Here is a 24,478-nt window from a genome sequence, read left to right as displayed (position 1 = left end):
AGTATGAAACTGCTGGCCATTGCAGAGCGGGAAATCAAGTTGGGGTTCCGGAACCCGTGGTCCTATTCGTTTCTTGGCCTTTTCACATTATTCAGCACCGCTTTGCTGTTGATCCAGTCTCAAGGGGAAATCGGCGGTTATACGCACACAACCGGAACGATGCTGAATCTCATCTTATATTTGCTGCCGCTGATGGCTTTGCTGCTGGGTTCATTTTCAGTGACAGCAGAAAAAGAGGAAGGCGGGTGGCATTTGCTTGCCACCTATCCTCTTTCCAGTCCCACGCTTCTATGGGGCAAATATCTGGGATTGACGGTCGTGCTTTTTACGATCATCAGCTTTGGATACGGCTTCTCCGGGCTGCTCGGTTTTTTGACCGGCAAAAGCTTCACACCCCGAGATCTGATGCTGTATTTTATTTTCTCCATGCTGATCGTTGTGATATTTCTCGGCATCGCGATATTGCTCGGCGCTCTATCATTAAACCGCTGGCAGGCACTTACAATCGGTGTCGGACTGTGGTTTTTGTTGATTCTGGGCTGGCCGACGCTGCTCGTTTCGGTATTGGGCTTTCTCCCCTATCCGTGGATCAAGCCGGTTCTGGAGGGTGTGAGCTTGCTGAATCCGGCTGAGTTTATCCGCATCTTCGTGGTCATGAAGCTCGGCGGGGGTTCGGTTTTCGGGCCTGAATATTATCAGTGGATCCGTTGGATTGACAGCAGCTCCACGGCTAACTTCGCATTTGTCCTGATTTGCTTATTGTGGATCGGTCTGACCGTGAGTTTGGCGGTATGGATTTGGGAAAGGGGCAGAAACCATGGCTGAGAACAAACTGATCCTGGATATTCGCGATATCAGCAAAACCGTCAAAAACCAGACCATTGTCCATCCTCTGCAGCTGAAGCTGTATAAAGGACAGGTAATGGCTTTATGCGGAGGCAACGGCGCCGGAAAAAGCACCATTCTGCGAATGATTGTCGGCATCCTCCGTCCCGATGGCGGTACGATCAGGGTCAGCGGCTTGGAGGTGAGCATGAACCGTCAGGCGTACGTGAATAATATCGGCTACATGCCGGATGATTTCGATTTCGGTTCAAAGCTGTCGGCTCAAGAAACGCTGTATTTTTACGCCGGGCTCAAAAAAGTGTCCAAGGCGCGTGCGGATGAACTTCTCGAGCTTGTAGGCCTATTCGAAGTCAGAAGCAAAAAAGTATCATCCTTCTCCAAGGGGATGAAGCAGAGACTGCTGTTTGCCCAAGCCCAGTTAGCCGCTCCACCGCTGCTGGTGCTGGATGAGCCGACCAACGGCCTGGACCCGTACTGGATGCAGAAATTTGTGGAGCTGATCGGCACGCTCAAGCAGTCCGGGCAAACCATCATTTTCTCCACACACCATTTGCAAATTGCTGAGGAAACTGCCGACCACGCCTTATTTTTGAATGCGGGACAAGTGCTGAGCAAAGGCACTGTGCTGCAATACAAGCAAACCTACGGCTCATCCGGATTGAACGGCGCATATAACGATATCATGAAAAAACACCTTATGTCCTTGTCCTCATGAGGTGTTTTTTCATATTCATGCCGTTTAGTCGCTGCATGAAGTCGGCGGCGCTTCCGTACCGGCTTGCACTGCGATTTTTTCCGAAAGCGTATCACGAATCACGGATACGACCATTTGCAACAAATAATTGATATCGTCCTGGGTTTGCCGGAACTGATTGACGATCGGGATCCGGTCCAGTTCTTCCTCCAGCTCCTTGATTTCATTCTCGATTTTTTCAACCATTTGCGCATTCTTGAACGTCGTTTCAAATGCCACAAGTTCTTTTTGTTTCTTTTTGATGGAACTAATCAATCCTTGCACCTGACCATTTTGCTGAATCAATTTTTCCGCCTTGCGATAGGTCTCCACCTCGTCCGATGTGGAAAGCAAATCTGCAAGCTCTTTGGTTTTGGCAAGGATATCATCCCGTACGATTAAATCTCTGACCGAAAACTCTTCCAGCGGATGGGACATGATGCGGCGAGCCTCTTCCGTCAACGACAACACTCTCCTAACTTCTTCTTGTTCTGCCTTGAAAATGTCCATCTATAAAGTTAACATAATATAATTATGTTAAACCACAACTGTTTCATCCATCCTCACGATTTCACCCTTCAACGCCCATGTTTGCGGCTCGGTGATCCGTACATGGACGAAAGAACCGGTCAAATGAGCAGGACCCGCAAAATGCACGAGTTTGTTCGTGCGCGTCCGCCCGGACAAAAATTCGGGATTCGTCTTGCTCTGGCCTTCCACCAGCACCTCAACGACAGAGCCTTTCAGAGCTTCATTACTCCGGCGGCTGAATTCGTTCACCGTTTCATTCAATTGGATCAACCGCATTTTCTTGGTTTCCTCAGGTACATTGTCCTCCATCGACGCGGCAGGCGTACCCGCCCGCGGTGAATAAATGAAGGTAAAGGCCGATTCGAACCCGACCTCGCGCACCAGAGACAGCGTGTCCTGGAATTGCTCCTCAGTTTCTCCGGGAAAGCCGACAATAATATCGGTTGTCAGCACGACTTCGGGAATCGCTTTTTTGATTTTGGACACAAGCTCCAAATAGGACTCCCTTGTATATTTCCTGCTCATTCTTTTCAAGATTTCATTGTTTCCGGACTGCACCGGAAGATGAATGTGCTCGACCAGGTTTCCGCGTTTCGCCAGCACCTCGATCAACCGGTCGTCAAAATCGCGCGGATGCGAAGTGGTAAAGCGCACTCTCGGGATATCGATTTTGCGAATATCATCCAACAGATCGCCAAGCGTATAATTCAGTTCCTCAAAATCTTTGCCGTAGGCATTGACATTCTGTCCCAGGAGCGTGACTTCTTTAAAGCCCTGACGCGCGAGCTCGCGAACCTCCGTCAGAACGTCCTCGGGCCTGCGGCTGCGTTCTTTGCCGCGGGTATAAGGAACGATGCAGTACGTGCAAAACTTATCGCAGCCGTACATGATGTTTACCCAAGCCTTCAAGCCCTCACGCTTTTTCGGGAGATTCTCGACGATATCCCCTTCCTTGGACCAAACCTCAACGACCATTTCCTTGCTGAGATATGCTTCCTTGATCAATTTCGGCAATCTGTGAATGTTGTGCGTGCCGAAAATCAGATCGACATACGGATACTTCTGCAAAATCTTGTTCACAACCGTTTCTTCCTGCGGCATGCACCCGCAAACGCCAAGCAGCAGCGACGGCTTCAAGGTTTTCAACGGCTTTAAATGACCCAGTTCCCCGAATACTTTGTCTTCCGCGTTCTCGCGGATGGCGCAGGTATTCAGCAGAATGATGTCCGCTTCGTTTTTGTCCTCGGTTGCCGTATAGCCCATTTGTTCGAGCATGCCTTTCATCGTTTCCGTGTCGTGCTCGTTCATCTGGCAGCCGTAGGTTCGAATCATGTAATGCTTGCCGCGCCCAAATTGATGCATTTCTTCGGGAATGTTAAAATCGTAATGAACCTGTACGCCTTCCTTGCCCCTGCGTTTTTCATCCTGATAACTCGGTGCTGAATTTATCGTAATATCCCGTCCGCCGATCCGGTAGGTCGTTGCGCCGCTTTGCTCTTTCACGACTTTCGCGCTGGAGAAATCGAAGTAATTGGAGTAGTCCCTTTCACCCTTGACGGATTTTATGTCCGTTGAATTTGGTCCCTCCTTGTTCATCAAACTCACTTCCCCTCTATATCCATTCGGTAATTTTGATGCCCTGCTCAATAGTCCATTATAACATCAGACGCTCGAATCACCAAATGAACAATTTAGGAACCTTAACGGATCGAACATCGGGTCGGTCGGTTCGGCCGCTTACCAATCGAGAATCTCCCCCGAGCAGACACCCTCAATTCCCGCAGCGTTGGCTTCGTCCGTATCAATATGCATGTCCAACGCATAACGGTCGGACACCTTGGCCATGACCTCCTCGAAAATGAGCGGCCGCTTTCCGTTAACCCTTACCCTCAATAACTGCTGGTTGCGGATTCCCCATTGTTCCGCTTCTTTCGTATTAAAATGAATGTGCCGGGCCGCCACGATCGCCCCCTCCTTCACTTCCAATTCACCTGAAGGACCGATCAGCTTAAAACCCGGAGATCCCTCAAGATCGCCGGACTGTCTGACGGGACATTCCAAACCGAGCGCCTTGCTGTCCGACATCGAAATTTCCAGCTGTGTCTGGCTGCGGACCGGACCCAGAATCCGCACATGATCATAGAATCCTTTCGGACCTTCCACACGTACGGTCTCAACCGCAGCGAACTGACCGGGCTGGGACAGATCCTTGAGCTTCCGCAGATCATAGCTCGAGCCGAACAATGCTTCAAGGTGTTCCGCTGACAGATGGATATGGCGCGCGGATACTCCGATTGGAACCTGTTTCAACGAATCGTCCCCCCCCTTTGCGGTAAATCGGTAAAAAGCCTTTTCAAAGATGTCGCCGAATCCCGGTGCGGTAAAGAAAAAGCATGTGACCGAATCACATGCTTTCTCGATAACCGCAGATCAAATAAATTCTTTGACCAGATTGTTGAATTGCTCTTCCGTCAGCATCAGGTCCTGTTTGGAAAGTGCTTCTTTCGCAAATCCCGGAATCATGTTCTGATAGCTTTTCTTTTCTTTGTTTTGATAAATCAAGCCTGTCAGCATGCCTTTGGTCTCCATAATCTTCATCATGGCCATAATCCGGTTGGATGAATCGTAATCCGGAATTTCGGCAAGATCGACGATGTTTTCTTTAAACCAATCATAGGTATTGATTTTGTTAAACGTCACACAAGGGCTGAACACATTGATGAATGAAAAGCCTTCATGATGAATCGCTTGTTCGATCAAATCGGTCAACTGCTTCAAGTTGCTGGAAAAAGATTGCGCTACGAACGTTGCGCCGGCTGCGAGAGCCATTTCCAAAGGCGATAAGGCTGTTTCCACCGAGCCTTCCGGCGTGCTCTTGGTCTTGAAGCCTTCGGCGCTGCGGGGAGATGTCTGCCCCTTGGTCAAACCGTAAATTTGATTGTCCATGACAATGTAGGTCAAATTGATATTCCGGCGAATCGCATGAACTGTATGGCCCATACCGATGGCAAATCCGTCGCCGTCACCGCCTGCTGCAATGACCGTCAAATCCCTGTTGGCCATTTTCAGCCCTTGGGCGATGGGAAGAGAACGGCCGTGAATCCCATGAAGTCCGTATGCGTTAATATAACCGGAGATTCTTCCCGAGCAGCCGATACCGGAAACAACGGCTAACTGCTCCGGCTCCAAGCCTACATTGGCTGCTGCCCGTTGAATGCTGGCCTGTACGGAAAAGTCTCCGCAGCCTGGACACCAGTTCGGTTTGATATTATTGCGAAAATCCTTGAATGTAGCCATCTTTAGTTCACACCTTTGCATTCATTATAGATTTCCGAAGGAAGAAACGGTGTTCCATCATACTTCAAGATATGGTGCATCTTTTCGCCGAAGCCAAGATGCAATTTAATCAGCGATGCAAGCTGAGCTGTTGCATTATTTTCAACGACAACGATTTTTTTCGCCTTCTCCAAATGGGGCTTAAGCTCTTCAGTCGGGAACGGGTGAATCAATCGAACCGTAACATGGTTGGTGCTGATTCCGTCCTTTTCCAATCTCTGTCTGGCCTCGTCGATTGTTCCGCCGATCGAGCCCATCCCGATGATCAACAGATCGGCAGCTTCGTGCGGAGCATCCGCAATGATCGGGTTGGTCACCTTCACATACTGCAATTTTTTCAATCGTTTATCCATCATTTTTTTGCGGTTTGCCGCATTCTCCGAGGGGCGTCCTTCCTCATCGTGCTCAACGCCCGTCACATGATGGATTCCGTTCTTTTCACCTGGGAATACGCGCGGGGAAACACCGTTTTCCGTGAATGCGTATCGGGTATACATTTTGTTTTCAGCCAGTTGCGGCAAATCCTTGACCAAATATCCCCGATCGATTTTGATTTTGCTGTAGTCCAGCATTTCAGCTGATTGCTTGCCTAAAGACAGCTGCAAATCGGTCATGACGATAACCGGAAGCTGGAATTGTTCGGCCAGATTGAATGCCTCGATCATATCATAGAAACATTCTTCGATGGTGCTGGGCGCGATGACGATCTTCGGTATTTCCCCATGCGTACCGTAGATCATCGCATTCAAATCGGATTGCTCTTGCTTTGTCGGCAGACCCGTACTCGGACCGCCGCGTTGGGTATCGACTATGACAATCGGCGTTTCCGTCATACCGGCCAAACCGATACCTTCCATCATCAGCGAAAGACCCGGACCCGCAGAAGCAGTAAATGAACGGACTCCGCCGTAATTAGCTCCGATTGCCATCGTAACGGCAGCGATTTCGTCTTCAGTTTGAATGACGGTTCCTCCGAATTTCGGCAAGTACTTAATCAAATATTCCATAATTTCAGATGCCGGGGTAATCGGATAAGCGGACATAAAACGGCAGCCCGCTGCAAGCGCGCCAAGAGCCAATGCTTCATTGCCGATCATGAACAGCTTCTGCCGGCCGTCGGGAGCAGCCAACGTAAATTCCTCCAACGGGCCTCCCGCCTGATCCAGAATAAACTGTGCGCCCTTGCGGACGGCTTCGATATTTTTCTCAACGATCGCCGCGCCTTTTCGGCCGTATTCTTCTTCAACAGCTTTGTTGAAAACCTCCAAAGGCAATCCCAGCAGCGCCCAGGATGCTCCGGAAGCAGCCATGTTTTTGAACAGGGAAGTTCCCAATTCTTCTGCAATCGCCGTAATCGGAACGGGAAAAAGACGCGCATCGATATGCTCCGGAACCTTGGGATCAAATTTCGCATCGGCAATGATGACGCCTCCCTGGCGAAGCTCATGCGCATTAAAATCGATCGATTCCTGGTCAAATGCGACGAGAATATCCAAGTCATCGGAAATCGATCGAATGGGCTTCGTGCTGATTCTGATTTTATTATTCGTATGTCCACCCTTGATGCGGGAAGAAAAATGCCGATATCCGTATAAATAATATCCTAAACGGCTCAGCGAACTGGAGAATATCCGGTCAGTACTTTCTACCCCCTCCCCCTGCTGGCCACCGATCTTCCAAGACAATTGACTGATCACCTTAGGTCCACCCCTTTAATTTGTCAATAACAATAACATGGTAAAATATTCGTAGAAATGATGAAATCAGACAATATTAGACAACTCATAATGATTTCTACTTCATAACCATATTAAATCTTATGATTCCTCTCATTAAATTGCAAGAGTTTTTAACAATTCCGTTACATAGTATTTTTAGATTGAAATCATATCTGTTTTAGATGGATTTCTGTCCCGTTTCTTTATTATTATCATTTGCATTCACGGGGCAATTCATAATTATTCTTCAGGTAAATTTTCAGTGTAAAACCGATACCAGTTCCCATATAAAAACCCGTCGACTTCCTCAGGTTTGTAATATTTGCTCAGCACATCCGCAAGATTTTCGAATTCTCCCGGATGGCGCAAACCGGCGATCCACTTCGTGATTCCGTCAAAATCCGAGCCAAACCCGATATGCTTAACCCCGCCGAGGGAACAAATTCTGTCAATATGCAGCAGCAGCTGATGGATTGAGGCTTCTCCCGAGGAAGATACGAAATAAGGGACGAAAGTGATTCCGATTCGTCCGTCGACGGCGATAATCGCCTTAATCTGATCCTGCTTCAAATTTCGGGGATGCGCGCAAACCTCATAAACGTTCGAATGCGTAGCGATAAACGGCCTGCTACTCATTTCCACCAATTCCCAGAATCCCGGCTCCGACAAATGAGAGACATCCAAAATGATGCCCAACCGCTCACAGTCCTTGACCATGGCCCGACCCTTGACCGAAAAGCCGGTCAGTCTCGATTCCTTCACTCCATCTGCAGCCCAATTGGCATAATTCCAAGTAATTCCCAGCACTCTTACACCCAAATAATACAAAGTATGCAAATAGGTCCTGCTGCCCATAATGCCTTCGGCACCCTCCAGACTTAACAGCGCGCCGATTTTGCCCGATTTTTTGGCCCGTACCAGATCGCCGCGGTTTCGTATAAACAGCATTTGCTGATGCGTTAAAATTTTGGAATGGAACAAGTCGATCATTTCCAGAATATGATCAAACCGTGGATTCTCAATTTCATCCGAAATAAAAATCGCAAAATTCTGCATCATCATCTTCGCTTTAATCAAACGCAGAAGCGTGACATCCAAATGCTTATCATCTGAAAACGTAATTTTCGAGTTCATATGCATTTTCCATAAAACGTCACAGTGATTGTCAATGACAGCTTTCATCAGAAAAACCCTCTTTCCTTATCAGTATAAACGATAATTTCCTTAATAAAACACAAAAAACCTGTCTACGCTGTAAACAGGTCCTGCAGCATTAATATTTTGCAACCCTCAGAAACAAAATTAACGCGGTTCGACAATCAGTTTAATCGCAGTCCGATCTTCCCCGTCGATTTTAATATCTGTAAAAGCTGGAATACAAATCAGGTCAACTCCACTAGGTGCAACAAATCCTCTTGCAATCGCAACGGCTTTAATTGCTTGATTAAGTGCACCCGCACCGATCGCCTGAAGTTCAGCGGCGCCGCGTTCGCGAAGTACACCGGCAAGTGCGCCTGCTACAGAGTTTGGATTGGATTTTGCTGAAACTTTTAATACTTCCATGTAAGTACCTCCTTGGGAATGATGGGTTGATTCCACTAATAATAAATATTCGAGGAATTCAAAAAAATTCCTTCTTCCCGGAGGAAAAGTTTCAAAATATTTAGAACATTAATATTTTTGGGGGATCCTGTCATTCCATGAAGATTTCATTCTCATAATGGCGAAGGAGCCGAATCCGTTCAGACCTTCCCGTCTGCTCGTTCAATTCAATCAATACTGCGTGAAAATGCCATTTCCCTTCGTGCACATTGAATCGTACGGGCAGAGCCGTTTTGAATTTTTGTATGACCGCATCTCTCTCCATCCCCAACACGCCTTCTTTGGAACCGACCATACCCACATCGGTGACATAGGCCGTTCCTTTAGGAAGAATGGCTTCGTCATGTGTTTGTACATGAGTATGGGTACCGACGACGGCGGAAACTCGGCCGTCCAAATACCATCCCATCGCGATTTTCTCGGATGTCGCTTCGGCGTGAAAATCGACGAAGATATGCTTGTGCTTGCTGGGAATTTCATCCAACAGCTGATCCATTTTCTGAAACGGGCAGTCAATCGCCGGCAAAAACGTCCGCCCTTGTATGTTGATCACGACCAGCTCCTTGTTCCCTGATTTCAGGACCGTCCAACCTCTTCCGGGAGTTCCCGCGGGAAAATTCGCCGGTCTGACCATGCGATCCCCTTCATCGATAAAATCAAATATTTCCTTGTTATCCCAGGTATGATTTCCCATGGTAATGCCGTGAACGCCTTGATCGTACAACTCGTTGACGATCTTGGAAGTAATTCCTCTTCCGGCTGCGGCGTTCTCGCCATTTGCGATAATGAATGTGGGATTCCATTTGTTTTTGAGCTGCGGAAGCAACTGCTTCACGGCATTCCTTCCCGCAGAACCCACGATGTCGCCAATAAATAAAATGTTAATGGCGCTTCCCTCCTAACGATTATCAACTGAATGAGCTTGGCTAAAAAAAGATAAGCGCCCTCGAAGATTCACAATAAATACATTTTGAGCGGAAGTGAATTTTCGAGATAGATGGAGAAAAGTGGCCTTGGCAGCCACTTTTCATCCGATCTTCATTTATTTTGCGTATTCGATCGCCCGTGTTTCACGAATTACCGTTACTTTGATGTGACCCGGATAATCGAGTTCACCCTCAATCTTCTTCGTGATGTCACGAGCCAAACGGAACGCTTCGATATCATCGACTTTTTCCGGCTGCACCATGACTCTGACCTCGCGTCCCGCTTGAATGGCATAGGATTTTTCCACACCCTCGAAGGACTCGGAGATTTCCTCAAGCTTCTCCAGACGCTTGATATAGGTTTCGAGCGTCTCCCGGCGGGCGCCCGGCCTTGCGGCGGATAAGGCATCCGCTGCGCCAACCAGCATCGCAATAACAGAGGTTGCTTCGCAATCGCCATGATGAGATGCAATACTGTTAATCACTACTGGATGCTCTTTGTATTTCTTCCCGATCTCCACGCCGATTTCGACATGAGAGCCTTCCACTTCATGATCCAGAGCCTTCCCAATATCATGCAGAAGTCCTGCACGTTTCGCCAATGTTACATCTTCCCCCAATTCCCCGGCCATCAAACCGGAGAGATACGCTACTTCCATTGAATGCTTCAGCACATTCTGGCCATAGCTCGTCCTGAATTTCAAACGGCCCAGAATTTTGATCAAATCCGGATGCAGCCCATGGACACCGACCTCAAAGGTAGCTTGTTCACCGTATTCGCGAATCCGTTCATCCACTTCTTTTCGAGCTTTATCGACCATTTCTTCGATGCGTGCGGGATGGATTCTTCCATCGGCAACCAATCTCTCCAAAGAAGTACGGGCAATTTCTCTGCGGATCGGATCAAATCCAGATAAAATAACGGCTTCCGGCGTATCATCAATAATCAGATCAATTCCTGTCAATGTTTCCAACGCGCGGATATTCCTTCCTTCACGTCCGATAATCCGGCCTTTCATTTCTTCGTTAGGAAGAGAAACCACGGAAACCGTCGTTTCCGCAACATGATCGGCCGCACAACGTTGGATAGCCAGCGTGATGATTTCCCTCGCCTTTTTATCCGCTTCTTCCTTGGCCTGCTGTTCGATGTCTTTAATCATTTGAGCCGATTCATGGCGAACTTCTTGTTCAACATTCGTTAAAATCATCTGTTTCGCATCTTCGCTTGTAAGTCCGGATATGCGTTCCAGTTCAGAAATTTGTTCCTTCATAACCTGATCGATTTTTGCCTGAGTTTCTTCGATCCGTTTCTCTTTGTTGGTGACTTTTTCTTCTTTTCGCTCAAGAGATTCCAATTTTTTATCCAGCGTTTCCTCTTTTTGCAGGAGTCTTCGTTCCTGGCGCTGCACTTCGTTGCGGCGTTCACGAATTTCCTTCTCGGCCTCGGATTTCACTTTATAAGCTTCGTCTTTAGCTTCAAGAACTGCTTCCTTCTTTAATGCTTCAGCATCCTTTCGGGCCGATTGAAGAATCTGTTCGGCAGCGTGCTCAGCACTCGAGATTTTAGCTTCTGCAAGAGATTTGCGGATAAAATAACCAATCCCAAAGCCAAGTGCGCCAACAACGAGAACGATCAAAATCCAAAATAAAGTCGGCATGACTTCGTTCACCTCCCCGTTCACCAAGGGGCCAGCTTGGGGTTGTTATTTTCAAATCCGTCTCATTATCAAAAAAACATGACCGATAATCGTGCGCTGTACATCGGTCAACTGAAGTTGCACCATTCCAACGGTGCGGGCTTACATTTTCAATCGGGAAAATAAAGGTAATCATTGGCGAATAAATGGGGAACATTTCATTCCGGAAACTAAATGAATGTAATCCCTGTGTAAAATACACATATTCATTTTATCTTTAGCGAAAGAATATTGTCAAGCCGAATCCAAGCCAACCATATAGAATATCCAATAACTCCTGACAAAATCAAGAGGATAAAAGTCTGATTTCGAGCTGAAAATAATTAAAGTTTCGACAAAAATCACGCGTCCTCCCAGGGTTCATACGGATCGTCCAAAGCTTGCAGATCGTTCAGATCTTCCAAATCGGCATGCGCTGTCCTTCGAATTTCCTCGACTGCGCGAAATACCGTTTCACTCGTATAGCCTCTTCGCAGCAAATAAGCCATCAGCTTGGTCCATTTCTTTCTATCCTCACCTTTCAGCAGTCCCCATCTTTTCATGCCGAGTTCCAATGCAGAACGGTATTCTTCCTCTTCGTCCATACGTTCCAACGCCTGGCGGACAATCCTGTCGGAGATTCCCTTCCGCCTGAGCTCCTGTTTGATCCAAAGCCGGCCTTTGCGGTCACTTTCGATTCTTTGCTGCGCCCACATCAACGCAAATTGCTCGTCATTGACATAGTTTCGCTCTCTCAGGATCTGCATGACTTGATCAATCTGTTCGACCGGATGACCTTTACCGGCAAGAAATATCCGCAAATCCATTTCCGAATGGGGTTTTCTGGCGATCCGTTTCAAGGCTGTCTGGTAAACCCGCTGGACCTGGTCCTCCATGCGAATGCTTGCAATTTGATCGAGAGACAGACGCCCCCCCTTGGAAAGTTGATGTTTGACGATAATATCCTCATGCACGGAGAGTTCCAATCGGCCGTCAATGTAAATGTCGTAAAGATGATCGCCAGTTGACCGACGTTTGATCATAGTAATCATGCTCATCAAATCATGCCCTCCCTCCTGACGGATTGGATCAAATAGTGAAATGCACCTTCTGCAAGGTGCATTTGAAATGGGTTGATATACATGACTGACTGCCATTCATCAATGAGCAGGAAGCAAAGCCGGCATTGGACTATTCAAAAGCGGCAGCGTCATCCTCTACAGGTTTCATCGAAGGAGTATGCGTGATGCTGGCTTCACGAATCCTCTTCTCGATGGAGTCGGAAATTTGCGGATTATCTTTCAGATATTGCTTGGCATTTTCCCGTCCCTGGCCAAGACGTTCCCCTTCATATGAATACCAAGCGCCGCTTTTGTCGATGATATCCATTTCCGTTCCGATATCGATGATGCTGCCTTCTTTGGAAATTCCTTCTCCGTACATAATGTCGATATCCGCCTGTTTGAATGGCGGAGCGACCTTATTCTTGACGACTTTGATCCGGGTGCGGTTGCCGACCAGGTCGTTCCCCTGCTTGATCGACTCGATACGACGAACTTCTAAACGAACGGAAGAATAGAACTTCAGCGCCCTTCCGCCGGGAGTGGTTTCCGGATTACCGAACATAACTCCGACTTTTTCGCGTAGCTGATTGATGAAGATGGCAATGGTCTTCGATTTGCTGATAGCTCCCGAAAGCTTGCGGAGAGCCTGCGACATCAAGCGGGCTTGAAGACCGACATGAGCATCCCCCATGTCTCCTTCAATTTCCGCTTTCGGAACAAGCGCGGCCACCGAATCGATAACGATAATTTCAACGGCTCCGCTGCGCACGAGCGCCTCGGCAATCTCAAGCGCCTGCTCTCCGGTATCCGGCTGAGACAGCAGCAGCTCATCGATGTTGACGCCCAACTTGCTGGCATACAACGGATCCAGTGCATGCTCGGCATCAATGAAAGCGGCTTGCCCGCCTGTTCTCTGCACCTCGGCAATCGCGTGCAGGGCCACCGTCGTTTTACCTGACGATTCAGGACCGTAAACCTCAATAATTCTTCCTCTTGGAAAACCGCCGGTACCCAAAGCGATATCCAGGGCCAAAGAGCCGCTGGACACGGTTTCCACTTGAAGTTGAGCGGATTCCCCCAATTTCATGATCGATCCTTTGCCAAATTGTTTTTCGATTTGGCGAAGAGCCATTTCCAATGCTACGCGACGGTCGGTCAAAAGATTCACTTCCCTTTTATCAAGATAAATGTTTTGCTCGGGCGTCCCATGCCATTTTCATGGCACCCAGCAGATGATGAAAATGGCAAGCTGAAACGTCCCTGAAGAATTCACATTGAATGGTTTTCTAAGCGTAAGTGAATTTTCAGGATAGGTCAATGGTTAGCACAGGTTTTCATAGGTATATGATAACTTTTTTTCAGCCGATTGCCAAGCATTTTTTCGAACATACATTCGTTTCGGCCGAACCCGAAAGTTTTCGCATGCAACAAAAAAACCGCAACAGCCATTGGCCTGTTACGGTACTTCCGTTGATCATATTATACACGATCTCAACATCAGTGGCAACCCTTGTTTTACATGCCCGATTTTTGCAGCAATCTCCACAGCCGGTAAAGCACGTGTTTGGCCGAGCGGTATCTGATCGCTTCGCGGCCTCCGTTCAATTGCAGTTTTTCGATGAAGGTTTCCCCGTTTTTGTGAGCCAGCCCGATATAGACCAGTCCGACCGGCTTGTTCTCCGATTGGGTCGGTCCGGCAACGCCGGTCACGGATACGGCGATATCCGCTCCGGTTAATTTCCTGACATTCTCGGCCATCAATCCGGCTGTTACGTCGCTTACTGCCCCGGGAGCGCCTTCACCCTCAAGCACGTCCATGGGGATCTGCAGCAGCTGGTGTTTGAGCGCATTGGAATAACTGACGACTCCCCCTTTAAATACCGCGGAACTGCCGGAGAGCGAAGTGATCATTTCGCTGAGAAGCCCGCCTGTGCAGCTTTCAGCCGTGGAAAGCGTCAGGTTCTTTTCCGTCAACAGGCGGACCACCGCCTTCTCCAACGGCACATCCTCTTCCGCATATATGTATTTTCCCAGCCGATTGTACAGCTCCTGAACTACCGGCATGATTTTCTCTTCCGCTTGCTCAAGCGTCAACGCCTTCGTGGTTATCCTGAGCGTTACTTCCCCTACCTTGGCGTATGGAGCGATCGTCGGATCCGATTGGGCTTCGATCATATCCAAGATCTGATGCTCCAAGGACGACTCCCCGATGCCGGCAAACTTTAAAATCCGCGAAAATAGAGGGGTTTCATCCTTCATGACCGATCGCAGCCAGGGAATCGCATAATTATCGAACATCGGCATTAATTCTTTAGGCGGACCCGGCAGCAGCAAGTAGTGAGTGCCTCCATCCGTCAGTGACACGCCGGCTGCCAATCCCGTATCGTTGGGCAGCGGATGACATCCTTCGATAACCTGCGCCTGGCGGAGATTGCTGTCCACCATCGGGATGCCGCGCTGTTCAAAGAAACGCTTGATATTCTCCAAAGCCGGCGGATCCATGACAAGCGCTCTGCCTGTGAACAAAGCGACGGCTTCCTTCGTCAAATCATCCTGGGTCGGTCCAAGCCCCCCGGTGCAAATAATCAAATCTGCACGATCCTTGGCAATCTGAAGCGCTTGCTGCAAACGCGACATATTATCCCCGACAACCGTCTGAAAGTAAACATCGATACCTAAAGAAGCGCATTGGCGGGACAAAAATTGGGCGTTCGTATTCACAATCTGCCCCATCAGGAGCTCCGTGCCTACAGCAATAATCTCCGCTTTCATTCACAGCACCACCTTGACGAATAGTCATATGAAGCAACAAGAAATGAGTACGACTTCTACCCAGATTATGAATGATCGGAAAAATTAATGACATTCTTGCTTTTGACAAAGTAATCGATTCCGGAATAGATCGTCACGATAACGGCGAGCCAGCTTGCAAACAAGTCGAAGCGGAAGCCGATGAAAATAAACGGAAAGTTGTTGATCAAAAGAGCGATAATCGCTGTGATTTGGGTAGCCGTTTTCCATTTTCCCCATTTGCTGGCGGGAATGACAACACCCTCGAGCAGGGCCACCTGCCGCAGCGCGGTAATGGCAAATTCCCTGCTGATGATCACAATCGCAATCCAAGCGTCAAGCTTGCCCATTTCCACCAATGAAATCAGCACTGTCGCTACAAGCAACTTGTCGGCCAGAGGGTCCAGCAGCTTGCCCAGGTTCGTCACCAGCTTGCGCTTGCGGGCAATATATCCGTCCAGACTGTCCGTGCTGGCCGCAACAATAAAAATCAAACAGGCAATGATCTGATTGTACGTAATCATGAACTCCGTCCCGTTGAATTCAGGAATATGAATAGGCGGAAGATCCAGCTTCACGAGCAAAAAAAACATGATTATGGGCACAAGAAAAATCCTCGCCAGAGTGATTCGGTTGGCCAGGTTCATGAAAGACCCTCCCCGGACAGATCATATTCAAACGAATGCGTGATCCGGACCTTTTGCAACTCGCCGATATTCGCCCTGCAGCGGGAAACGAACACTTCTCCGTCAATTTCAGGAGCATCGTACTGAGTTCTTCCGATAAAAACGTCATTTCGGCCGTCATAACGTTCAATCAGCACATCCAGTTCCTTTCCGATCCATCTGCCGCTCAATTCCTTTGAAATTTCACGCTGGATTTCCATCAACGTATTGGCCCGCCATTCTTTGACCGAATCGGGGATCTGGTCGGGCAGCCGGGATGCCGGAGTGCCTTCTTCTTGGGAGTATGTGAATACCCCTAATCTGTCGAATTGAATTTCTTTGACAAATTGCACCAAATTCGCAAATTCCTCGTTCGTCTCTCCCGGAAAACCGACAATCATGGAAGTGCGGATGCTGACATCGGGAATCCGCTGTCGAATGGTTTCAATTAATGCCCTTACGTCCGTTTGTCTCCCCGGTCTTCTCATCCTTTTTAGAATCCGGTCCTCGCTGTGCTGCAAGGGCATGTCGATATATTTGCATATTTTCGGATTGGCGGCGATCGTGTCGATCAATTCGTCGGTGAAAAAGCCGGGATAGGCATAATGCAAGCGAACCCATTCGATGCCCGGGACTTCACTGACCCGGTTCAATAATTCCGCAAGCATAAAGCGGTCGTAAAGATCCGTTCCGTAATTGGTCGAATCCTGTGCGATCAAGCTGATTTCTTTCACGCCTTGCTCCGCAAGACGCTCCGCTTCACCGACAATGGATTCGATGGAACGACTCCGGAATTTGCCCCGCATGAGGGGGATGCTGCAGAAGGTGCAGGCATTGTCGCAGCCTTCGGCAATTTTCACGTAGGCCGTATAACGCGGAGTGGAGACTTTCCGGGGGAGCGCTTTTTCATAGTTGAACACGGGATTGCCCACCAGCACCGGTCTTTTTCCGAGCAAGGCGCTCTCGATGATCCCGTTGATTTGGTCAAAATCACCCGTACCTACAATGCCGTCGATTTCAGGCATTTCTTTCATGATTTCATCTTTATATCTCTGCGTCAGGCAGCCGGACACGATCAACGCCTTCAAATGGCCCGTCTGCTTTAAATCAGCCATATCGAGAATGGTGTTTACCGACTCTTCCTTCGCCGCATCGATAAACCCGCACGTATTGACGATAATTACGGTTGCTTCCTTTTCATCTTCAACCAGAGAATATCCCCGGGCATCAATCAAGCCGGACATGATTTCAGAATCAACCAGGTTTTTTTCGCAACCCAGTGTAACGATTTTGACTTTTTCAGACATGAAGCATCCTCCAATAGTGTGACTGCCTAAATCTTTTTCCTCACAAGTATAATATAACGGAATCTGGGGTGTCAAAACACAAAAAAACCTCCGAAGACCGGATAAAAGACCCGGATTCGAAGGATCATTCAGCGGGTTTTTAGGGGTTACCTCAAATTTACAAACTGCAGCTCGATCGGCAAATCCTGCGATTTGAGCAGTTGGATCACTTTCTGCAGATCGTCCTTGCTTTTGCCGGACACGCGTATTTGATCGCCTTGTATTTGGCTTTTGACTTTTAATTTAGAATCGCGGATCAGGATATTGATTTTTTTCGCGTTGTCTTGATCGATCCCCTGCTTCAATTTAATTCGCTGCCGAACTGTGGCCGAAGCAGCAGGTTCGATTTTGCCGAATTCCAGACTCTTTATGGAAATTCCCCTTTTGACCATTTTGGACTGCAGAATATCGATGACGCTGTTCAATTTGTATTCATCATCGGATATGATGACCAATTCATCCTTCTCAAGCGAAATGCTGCTTTTGCTCCCCTTGAAATCAAAACGATTCTGAATTTCTTTTTCCGCCTGTTGGATGGCGTTGTTCATTTCCTGCATATCCAGATTCGATACAATATCAAATGAACTTTCCGAGCTCATGAAGCAAAACCCCTTTCCGAAATTTTACATATTCCAGCAATGCGGAGGAATACCTTGAGAACCGGCTGCAGTTTATCCTTACTGGGCGGACTGCGAGGAGGCGGCCAAATCAAATTGAAACCGCTTCGGATTTGGGTTGGTGCCCAGATTGATCGGGATACCGTTTACCGTCAATTCCACGGCATTTGCTCTGCCGATATTCAAAAATGCGGATCCGGCCACTGTCCAGGTTTTGCTTTTGGGTTCCTTGTCGCTTTTGAAAGTAAGCTGGTCGATGCTTTTGCCGTTGATATCGCCGTTGATGATTTCCATCCAGCACATGTCTCCGATCAGCTTGACCTCGACGTTCAATTCACGGCTGTTGCGTACTTCATAATATTCCGTATTTCCTGACGAGCGAATGAACTTAATTTCCGACGCAGGCTGCTGCGGAGTCGGCGTCGGCGCAGGAGTCGCTGTCGGCGCGGGACTTGGGACAGCCGGTTCATTCCCGGGATTGGCGGATTGCTGGGTAAGCGGCGGCTCATTCTCAACAGCTTTTTGACCTTCGGTTGAATGGAAGAAGAAATAATAGATAATTCCTGCTATTAAGAGAGGAAAAGCAATCACCAAGACCAGAGAGGTCCAGCGGCTGAATTTTTCCGTATTTCCCGTTCTGGTTTTTTTCCGGCGGATCGGTTCGACAAACTGTTCCGGGTATTGGGGCGGGAGTTCATTTTGATATAAACGAAGCACTTCATCCGGGTTCAGGCCAACCGTTTCGGCATATGTTTTGATAAATGCCCGTACGTAAAAATTTCCCGGAAGAATTTTGTAATCACCCGCTTCAATTGCTTCCAGGTAACGTTTGCGAATTTTCGTGATTTCCTGCAGCTCATCAATCGATATTCCTTTTTCTGTCCGTGCTTTTCGCAGTAGATTACCCAGGTCTGACATCCGCTTTCCTCCTAGGGATATTTAAATGTGGACGACCCGTCCATCACATGCTCAGAACTCTTCCATATTATTCGTAAAGGCATCGTAGTTTATTTCCTCTTCCGGAGAATTTCTCAATTCGATGAAAATATTGAAATCATTATGATCGTATTCCGACTCCCGGATAAAGATATCCGGATGTTCAATGACCTTGGTCGTGGGCATTCTCATGATCTGCTGCAAAAGGACAAAATGCTTCTCGTTGGATCGCATGGTGCTGACGATCCCGTCAATAATGAAAATGTTATTGGGGCTCATCTCATCATCGGACAATTGCGTTCGCACCGTTTGACGAAGCATCGTGGAGGATAGAAAAGTCCATCTTTTGTTCGCGCTCACGCTTCCGGCAATGATCGATTCCGTTTTACCCACTCTGGGCATACCCCGCAAACCGATTACTTGATTTCCTTCCCGTTTGAACACTTCACCGAGAAAATCGACCAAAAGGCCCAATTCATCGCGTGAAAAACGAAAAGTCTTCTTGTCGTCGGAATCCCGTTCTATGTATCGGCCGTGCCGAACGGCGAGAATATCAACCAGCTTGGGGGCACGCAAGGCCGTTATGGTGATGTTCTCGACCTTTTTCATCATCTCGCCCATCAATTGAATGGTTTCGTCATCGTCAGACTGGATCAGCATGCCGCGGGTTCGGTCCTCGACACCGTTGATCGTCAAAATGTTGATGTTCAGCATCCCCATTAAAGAGGCGATATCGCCCAATAAACCCGGGCGGTTTTTGTGAATTTTATATTCAAGATACCATTGTTTGCCCTCCATGCGGACCTCCTGGTGTTTTTGCAAATTTGTAAAAAAAATGAAGCAAAAGGACTTTTCGTTTGAAAAAAAACATTTTGGTAAAGAATTCTACAATATTTGCGTAATTCCTTCCGAATTTCAATGAAAATAGCCAATTTACATACTTTTAGTATAACAAGCCGCTTGCAAAATTGAAAAGCCCCCTTTCGGAGGCTATTTCGAATTTTTATGAAGATTGATCGACCATTTTTACCATTAATCTGGAAAGCGTTTTTCTTTCCTCATCGTTTCCGGCTTCCCACAGTTCTTTCAACAAGCGTTCCTCTTTATTTTGGGGGTCGATTTTATCACTGAGAAACTCCCCGATCTGATAAGCCAATTTAGAGATCGTTTCATCGCTCATCCCTGCTCTTTGAGCTTCATTGACACGCTCTGCCAAAAAATCTTTCCACTTTGCAAATGTTTCAAGTACGGAAGGCATACCTCGTGACTCCTCCTTGGTAAAAGTTAAATTTGACAGTTGTAATATTTGCAGTCCGTACAAAAATTATGCGCCCTTCCCCACTCAGGTCAGCCAGCCGCCATTCGGACTGATGATTTGCCCCGTGATGTAACCGGATTCTGGAAGCGACAAAAAATAGACGATCGAGGCAATCTCGTCTGGCTGCGCAAAACGTCCGGCGGGAATTTCGTTTTGAATGGAATGGATTTCTTCCGTACTAAACCCCTGCATCATGTCCGTATCCACCGCTCCGGGAGCAACGGCATTGACCGTCACCCCGGTTGGCGCCAATTCCTTGGCCAGCGCCTTGGTAAAGGCATTCACGCCGCCTTTGGCCGTGGAGTACGGCACTTCACAGGAGGCGCCGGCCAGGCCCCAGATCGAAGAAACATTGATGATTCGGCCGAACCGCTGTGCCACCATGCGCGGCATGAAAGCTTGCGTGCAAAGAAACAGTCCCTTCAAATTGACGTTCATGATCAGATCCCATTCTTCCTCCGAAACGTCCGCCAGCAGTCCGTAATGGGATATACCCGCATTGTTGACAAGGATATCCGGGAGCATTCCATGCTCTTCGAGCTTACTTTTCATGCGCAAAAGTTGTTCCTTGGACGTTAAGTCCGCAGAGATGGTCATCACCTTGGCCCCGTAGTTAAGACACTGGCGAGCCGTTTCATTCGCTGATTCGTGGGACTGTATATAATGAATGACCACATTCATCCCGACCCTCGAAAAGCGCCGGGCGATCGCGGCGCCGATCCCCCGGCTTGCTCCGGTGACCAGGACATTGGTTTCATGAAAGGGCTTGACGTTCATCTGCTCTCCCCTGCCACAACGGACACCGCCATCTGAGTCCAATCAAAATGTTCGGCCAATTGGCGGTTCACTTCTTCAAACGTAAGGGATTCATACACCGGCAGAATACGAAAAAGATCGGCATGCCGGAATCTGTACTTGGCAAATTCATGGGCGATCGCTTCCGGTGAATTCATCATCCGGAGAAACCCGCCGATCTTCTTTCTGCGGCTCCGCTCAAAATCTGTTTGATCCAGTCCCTTTTGCTTCAGGCTGTCGATTTCCTCCCGGATTCGCTGCACAAGCAGGTCGGGATCCGGGGTATCCCCGCCGATGATGGAGAACGCGTAATCCGGCGCGCATTGGTATTCAAACCCGAAATTGTCGGTGATCAGCTGCTCGTCGTACAGCTTTTGGTATAAGGCCGAGCTCTGGCTGAACAGCATGTCGAACAACAACTTCATTCGGGATTCCTGAATCAACAGCTCCTCGCCGTCTTTGCCTTCCGGTTTTTCTTTGATTCCGAGCAAGCATTTGGGCATCGCTACAGGCAATGAAATCCGCTTTTTCTGTTCAAAGACCTTCAGCGGTTCTTCCTCCGAAAAACGGGAAATTTCCCTCCAGGCAGCATACGGTTTATTCTGCTGATTGTCTTTGACCAAGCTTATCATCTCTTCAGGATCGACACCGCCGACCACAAAGAGAAGCATATTCGCAGGTTGGTAAAACGCGTGATAGCAATCGTACAACATCTCCTTGGTGATTTTCGAGATTGACTCCAGCGTGCCCGCTATGTCGATATGAATCGGATGCTTGCTGTATAGAGCTTCGATCAAACCATAGTAGATGCGCCAATCCGCATTATCCCGATACATGTTGATTTCCTGGCCGATAATTCCCTTTTCCTTTTCCACGTTCTCATCCGTAAAATACGGGTTTTGGACAAAATTCAAAAGTGTCTGCAAATTTTCAGGAATATTGTCCGTCGCCGAAAACAGATAGGAGGTCCGGTCAAAGCTGGTGAAAGCATTTGCCGATGCCCCTTGCGAAGCAAATTTGGCAAACACGTCGCCCTCGGGCTCCTCAAACATTTTATGTTCCAGAAAATGAGCGATTCCGTCGGGAACCCGCATCGGTCCTTTGCCTTCTATTTCAAAATGATTGTCGATGGAACCGTACCGCGTTGTAAATGTCGCAAAGGTTTTCTGAAAGCCCGGCTTCGGCAGCACAAAAACTTTGAGGCCGTTCGGCAACTGCTCGTAATACAGCTTTTCCTTCAACCGTTCATATTCGATGACTTCCACCGTCTTCATTCCCCCTTCTTATTCCGCAGGAAATAGATCGTATCCAGCTTTACCTGTTCGGCCATCCGTTGGACAGCCTGTTTATCGACCTGGTCGATTTCCGCAATCAGCTGAGGAATCGTACGCTCCTTGCCCGTCAGCATATTGTTAAAGTCAAAGGAAATCATTTCATGGGCGGAATCCTGCATTTCGCGCAGCGAATTGCCGATCATCGCGCGTGTCTGCATCCATTCCAGATCGCTGATATCGCCTTGTCTCATCAATTCCAGCTGGCGTTCGATGATGTCTACCGCTTTTTCGTAATTTTCGAATTCAATTCCCGATTGGATCGTAATAATGCCTTTGTGTCCGTCTAAGCGGGAAGCTGCGTAGTAGGCCAAGCTCGCTTTTTCACGAACGTTTGTAAACAGCTTGGAGTGCGGATAACCGCCCAGTATGCCGTTATACATCAATGCCGCCGGGTAAGCTTCATCCCCGTATGTGACATAGCTGCGCAAGCCCATGTTGAGCTTGCCCTGCGTGACGTCCAGCTGTTCCTCCACGCGCTTGACGTGCTGCACCTCCGGAAAAGCGGTCCGCATATCGTAGGAAGCCGTTTGCCCGCTCTGCATCGGGAAATAAGCCTCGACCAGCGATTTCACCTCATCCGGCGTTGTATTGCCGGCGACATACAAATCAATGACGGCATTCTGCAGCCATCTTTGATACATTGTATACAGCGATTCCGGCGTGATGCTCGGCAAATCCGTCACTTTGCCCAGCGGATTCAGCCGATACGGCTCATCCTTGCACATTTCTTGAATGCAGCGTTCTGCCGCGTATTTGATCTTGTCGTTGACGATCGCTTCCAGACGTTTTTGCAGCGTGACCTTCTCGCTCTCCACATATTTTCCGCGCAGCGTTCCGTTCTCCAAAGCCGGGGCAAAAAGCGTCTCCCCGAGAAATTGCAAGCTTTGCTTCAACAGATCGTGCCGTCCCTCCACAAATTGATCATTGATCACATCCATGCGAAACTGGACGATCTGGTTGTCGCCTCTTTTATAAATATCAAATCCGAAGCCCGCTCCGAACAAATCGTCCAGCTTCTCACGGAACTTCTTGGTTTCAGGGTATTTAGCCGTTCCCCTGCGCAGCACAAAAGGTAACAACGCAACCGGCGTCACATCGTCCTCAGCGAGCGGGACACCGATATTCGCCGAAATTGCATAGGTTTTGAAGCGATCGGTCGGAAGCACATGAAGACGAATTCGATTCACGGCGGTTCGTTCAAATCCCTGATTGATCAAAAACGATTCTCCTTCCGTTTTCTAATTATTATATACCAATATTCCCCACATTCCCAAATCATTCGATGCATTCAATGCCGTGAAAAAGACAACAAGAAGCAACCTTGCGGTTACTTCTTTGATCGGTCAGTCCGTCTTTTGCTTTCTCTGTGGTATGCTTGCTTGGGTAATTTGTTCAAGTCCTCTCCGCAGTTTACGTTCGGCTCATTTGCAGAAAATGTGCTTTCCGATTCGTTTGATTTGCGGGCGGCTCCAAATCCATTTGGATGTGGCCGTGGCCGGATTGAAATAATATATGGCCCCTCCCGTCGGATCATATCCGTTCAGCGCATCCCGAACCGCTTTTTTGGAGGTTTCATTCGGGGCCAGCCAAATTTGTCCGTCCGCTACAGCGGTAAAAGCTCCGGGCTGAAAAATAACCCCGGATACCGTATTCGGGAAACGTTCAGAGCTGACTCTGTTCAAGATGACCGCAGCTACTGCGACCTGACCGACGTAAGGTTCCCCGCGGGATTCGCCGTGGACGGCATTGGCCATGATTTTAAGATCGTTGGCGGATAAACCGAGATGGTTAGCGGAACCGATCGTCTTTACACCGCCTGCCGCCTTGGTTTTGTACGATGTGGCGGAAGGACGCCAGCTTTTGGTGGCTTGCCACAGCTTGAGCTTGGTTTTGGAACCGACGACCCCGTCAACCTTCATCCCGAATTTCCACTGGAAGGTTTTGACGGCTTTCAGCGTGCTATATCCGAAGCTTCCGTCAATTTTGCCTTTGTAATAACCCAGATGATGGAGCCGACCCTGCAGTTCTCTGACGTCGCTTCCCTTGGAGCCGTATTTCAAGGTCGCTCTGCCGAACGTTTCCTGCAGGTTCAATGACTTCTTTAATTCCATAGCCCCGAACAATAAGAGCACAATGCTAACCGTTACAAAAACCAGCCGCTTTTTCATCATTAAACTCAACCTTTCTCAAATTCCGGATATCTGGGTTTATTATGAGAAAAGTTGAGGTCTTCTATTCAAAAAAG

The 24,478-nt window shown here is 48.3% G+C and carries 24 protein-coding genes; 2 read left to right on the top strand and 22 right to left on the bottom strand.

Annotated features, from left to right (window positions below; translation table 11 throughout):
- Window positions 1-3 precede the first annotated feature (3 nt).
- Together VF724_RS13465 and VF724_RS13460 are read left to right on the top strand one after the other, a co-directional pair.
- Window positions 4-825, top strand: a complete 822-nt coding sequence (locus tag VF724_RS13465) for an ABC transporter permease (protein ID WP_371754772.1) — start codon at window positions 4-6, stop codon at window positions 823-825.
- The gene (locus VF724_RS13460; protein ID WP_371754771.1) at window positions 818-1,561 is read left to right on the top strand and encodes an ABC transporter ATP-binding protein; all 744 of its coding nucleotides are present in this window, start codon (window positions 818-820) and stop codon (window positions 1,559-1,561) included. Before VF724_RS13465 ends, VF724_RS13460 begins: the two co-directional genes overlap by 8 nt.
- Window positions 1,562-1,585: 24 nt before the next feature.
- On the opposite strand, the gene VF724_RS13455 is transcribed toward VF724_RS13460, so the two are convergent.
- The 22 genes from VF724_RS13455 to sleB all read right to left on the bottom strand — a co-directional run bounded on the left by VF724_RS13455 (window position 1,586) and on the right by sleB (window position 24,401).
- Window positions 1,586-2,041, bottom strand: a complete 456-nt coding sequence (locus tag VF724_RS13455) for a YlbF/YmcA family competence regulator (protein WP_371754770.1) — start codon at window positions 2,039-2,041, stop codon at window positions 1,586-1,588.
- Between the two features lie 75 nt (window positions 2,042-2,116).
- Window positions 2,117-3,706 (bottom strand): tRNA (N6-isopentenyl adenosine(37)-C2)-methylthiotransferase MiaB, encoded by a 1,590-nt coding sequence (miaB, locus tag VF724_RS13450; protein WP_371754769.1) that lies wholly within the window; start codon window positions 3,704-3,706, stop codon window positions 2,117-2,119.
- A 141-nt stretch (window positions 3,707-3,847) separates the two neighbouring features.
- A complete protein-coding gene (gene pduL, locus VF724_RS13445) occupies window positions 3,848-4,420 on the bottom strand; it encodes a phosphate propanoyltransferase (protein ID WP_371754768.1) in 573 nt (190 codons plus the stop codon).
- Window positions 4,421-4,540: 120 nt separating this feature from the next.
- A complete protein-coding gene (locus VF724_RS13440; protein WP_371754767.1) occupies window positions 4,541-5,407 on the bottom strand; it encodes a 2-oxoacid:ferredoxin oxidoreductase subunit beta in 867 nt (288 codons plus the stop codon).
- Window positions 5,408-5,409: 2 nt separating this feature from the next.
- Window positions 5,410-7,143, bottom strand: coding sequence for a 2-oxoacid:acceptor oxidoreductase subunit alpha (locus VF724_RS13435; protein ID WP_371754766.1), 1,734 nt, complete (start codon window positions 7,141-7,143; stop codon window positions 5,410-5,412).
- 261 nt (window positions 7,144-7,404) lie between these two features.
- Entirely contained in the window at window positions 7,405-8,346 is a 942-nt protein-coding gene (locus tag VF724_RS13430) for a dipeptidase (RefSeq protein ID WP_371754765.1), read from the bottom strand.
- A gap of 120 nt (window positions 8,347-8,466) precedes the next feature.
- Window positions 8,467-8,727, bottom strand: coding sequence for a stage V sporulation protein S (locus VF724_RS13425; RefSeq protein ID WP_136604777.1), 261 nt, complete (start codon window positions 8,725-8,727; stop codon window positions 8,467-8,469).
- Window positions 8,728-8,857: 130 nt separating this feature from the next.
- On the bottom strand, window positions 8,858-9,652 hold the full coding sequence (locus VF724_RS13420) for a TIGR00282 family metallophosphoesterase (RefSeq protein ID WP_371754803.1): 795 nt from the start codon (window positions 9,650-9,652) through the stop codon (window positions 8,858-8,860).
- Window positions 9,653-9,808: 156 nt separating this feature from the next.
- A complete protein-coding gene (gene rny / locus VF724_RS13415) occupies window positions 9,809-11,350 on the bottom strand; it encodes a ribonuclease Y (RefSeq protein ID WP_371754764.1) in 1,542 nt (513 codons plus the stop codon).
- A 380-nt stretch (window positions 11,351-11,730) separates the two neighbouring features.
- A complete protein-coding gene (locus tag VF724_RS13410; RefSeq protein ID WP_371754763.1) occupies window positions 11,731-12,426 on the bottom strand; it encodes a regulatory protein RecX in 696 nt (231 codons plus the stop codon).
- Between the two features lie 133 nt (window positions 12,427-12,559).
- Entirely contained in the window at window positions 12,560-13,591 is a 1,032-nt protein-coding gene (gene recA, locus VF724_RS13405) for a recombinase RecA (protein WP_371754762.1), read from the bottom strand.
- 356 nt (window positions 13,592-13,947) lie between these two features.
- Window positions 13,948-15,204: a competence/damage-inducible protein A gene (locus VF724_RS13400; protein WP_371754761.1), complete on the bottom strand. Its 1,257-nt coding sequence runs from the start codon at window positions 15,202-15,204 to the stop codon at window positions 13,948-13,950.
- A 65-nt stretch (window positions 15,205-15,269) separates the two neighbouring features.
- Window positions 15,270-15,869, bottom strand: coding sequence for a CDP-diacylglycerol--glycerol-3-phosphate 3-phosphatidyltransferase (gene pgsA, locus VF724_RS13395; RefSeq protein ID WP_371754760.1), 600 nt, complete (start codon window positions 15,867-15,869; stop codon window positions 15,270-15,272).
- Window positions 15,866-17,194 carry a 30S ribosomal protein S12 methylthiotransferase RimO gene (gene rimO / locus VF724_RS13390; protein WP_371754759.1) on the bottom strand — a complete coding sequence of 443 codons (1,329 nt, stop codon included), beginning with the start codon at window positions 17,192-17,194 and terminating at the stop codon, window positions 15,866-15,868. The genes pgsA and rimO overlap by 4 nt, the downstream gene beginning before the upstream one ends.
- 146 nt (window positions 17,195-17,340) lie before the next feature.
- A complete protein-coding gene (locus VF724_RS13385) occupies window positions 17,341-17,832 on the bottom strand; it encodes a YajQ family cyclic di-GMP-binding protein (protein ID WP_371754758.1) in 492 nt (163 codons plus the stop codon).
- A gap of 78 nt (window positions 17,833-17,910) precedes the next feature.
- Entirely contained in the window at window positions 17,911-18,768 is an 858-nt protein-coding gene (locus VF724_RS13380; RefSeq protein WP_371754757.1) for a helix-turn-helix domain-containing protein, read from the bottom strand.
- A gap of 51 nt (window positions 18,769-18,819) precedes the next feature.
- Complete coding sequence (locus tag VF724_RS13375; RefSeq protein WP_371754756.1) at window positions 18,820-19,584, bottom strand: YmfK family protein; 765 nt, start codon at window positions 19,582-19,584, stop codon at window positions 18,820-18,822.
- Between the two features lie 205 nt (window positions 19,585-19,789).
- Window positions 19,790-20,107 (bottom strand): DUF3243 domain-containing protein, encoded by a 318-nt coding sequence (locus VF724_RS13370; RefSeq protein ID WP_371754755.1) that lies wholly within the window; start codon window positions 20,105-20,107, stop codon window positions 19,790-19,792.
- Between the two features lie 21 nt (window positions 20,108-20,128).
- A complete protein-coding gene (gene ymfI, locus VF724_RS13365; protein ID WP_371754754.1) occupies window positions 20,129-20,881 on the bottom strand; it encodes an elongation factor P 5-aminopentanone reductase in 753 nt (250 codons plus the stop codon).
- The gene (gene yfmH / locus VF724_RS13360; protein ID WP_371754802.1) at window positions 20,878-22,164 is read right to left on the bottom strand and encodes an EF-P 5-aminopentanol modification-associated protein YfmH; all 1,287 of its coding nucleotides are present in this window, start codon (window positions 22,162-22,164) and stop codon (window positions 20,878-20,880) included. Before yfmH ends, ymfI begins: the two co-directional genes overlap by 4 nt.
- Before the next feature lie 5 nt (window positions 22,165-22,169).
- Window positions 22,170-23,450: an EF-P 5-aminopentanol modification-associated protein YfmF gene (gene yfmF, locus VF724_RS13355; RefSeq protein WP_371754753.1), complete on the bottom strand. Its 1,281-nt coding sequence runs from the start codon at window positions 23,448-23,450 to the stop codon at window positions 22,170-22,172.
- 204 nt (window positions 23,451-23,654) lie between these two features.
- A complete protein-coding gene (gene sleB, locus VF724_RS13350; RefSeq protein ID WP_371754752.1) occupies window positions 23,655-24,401 on the bottom strand; it encodes a spore cortex-lytic enzyme in 747 nt (248 codons plus the stop codon).
- Window positions 24,402-24,478 lie beyond the last annotated feature (77 nt).

The sequence above is a fragment of the Ferviditalea candida genome (assembly GCF_035282765.1).
In the GTDB taxonomy this organism is placed as follows: Bacteria; Bacillota; Bacilli; order Paenibacillales; family KCTC-25726; genus Ferviditalea; species Ferviditalea candida.
The sequence above is the reverse complement of the archived record's forward strand: the minus strand, read 5'-3'. Positions and strand labels throughout refer to the sequence as shown.

Excerpts from the sequence above, each read along its gene's own strand:
- VF724_RS13465 (WP_371754772.1), top strand. The coding sequence starts at position 4 with ATGAAACTGCTGGCCATTGCAGAGCGGGAAATCAAGTTGGGGTTCCGG.
- VF724_RS13460 (WP_371754771.1), top strand. The coding sequence starts at position 818 with ATGGCTGAGAACAAACTGATCCTGGATATTCGCGATATCAGCAAAACC.
- miaB (WP_371754769.1), bottom strand. The coding sequence starts at position 3,706 with ATGAACAAGGAGGGACCAAATTCAACGGACATAAAATCCGTCAAGGGT.
- VF724_RS13440 (WP_371754767.1), bottom strand. The coding sequence starts at position 5,407 with ATGGCTACATTCAAGGATTTTCGCAATAATATCAAACCGAACTGGTGT.
- VF724_RS13430 (WP_371754765.1), bottom strand. The coding sequence starts at position 8,346 with ATGAAAGCTGTCATTGACAATCACTGTGACGTTTTATGGAAAATGCAT.
- VF724_RS13425 (WP_136604777.1), bottom strand. The coding sequence starts at position 8,727 with ATGGAAGTATTAAAAGTTTCAGCAAAATCCAATCCAAACTCTGTAGCA.
- rny (WP_371754764.1), bottom strand. The coding sequence starts at position 11,350 with ATGCCGACTTTATTTTGGATTTTGATCGTTCTCGTTGTTGGCGCACTT.
- VF724_RS13410 (WP_371754763.1), bottom strand. The coding sequence starts at position 12,426 with ATGAGCATGATTACTATGATCAAACGTCGGTCAACTGGCGATCATCTT.
- VF724_RS13400 (WP_371754761.1), bottom strand. The coding sequence starts at position 15,204 with ATGAAAGCGGAGATTATTGCTGTAGGCACGGAGCTCCTGATGGGGCAG.
- pgsA (WP_371754760.1), bottom strand. The coding sequence starts at position 15,869 with ATGAACCTGGCCAACCGAATCACTCTGGCGAGGATTTTTCTTGTGCCC.
- rimO (WP_371754759.1), bottom strand. The coding sequence starts at position 17,194 with ATGTCTGAAAAAGTCAAAATCGTTACACTGGGTTGCGAAAAAAACCTG.
- VF724_RS13385 (WP_371754758.1), bottom strand. The coding sequence starts at position 17,832 with ATGAGCTCGGAAAGTTCATTTGATATTGTATCGAATCTGGATATGCAG.
- VF724_RS13380 (WP_371754757.1), bottom strand. The coding sequence starts at position 18,768 with ATGTCAGACCTGGGTAATCTACTGCGAAAAGCACGGACAGAAAAAGGA.
- VF724_RS13375 (WP_371754756.1), bottom strand. The coding sequence starts at position 19,584 with ATGGAGGGCAAACAATGGTATCTTGAATATAAAATTCACAAAAACCGC.
- ymfI (WP_371754754.1), bottom strand. The coding sequence starts at position 20,881 with ATGAACGTCAAGCCCTTTCATGAAACCAATGTCCTGGTCACCGGAGCA.
- sleB (WP_371754752.1), bottom strand. The coding sequence starts at position 24,401 with ATGAAAAAGCGGCTGGTTTTTGTAACGGTTAGCATTGTGCTCTTATTG.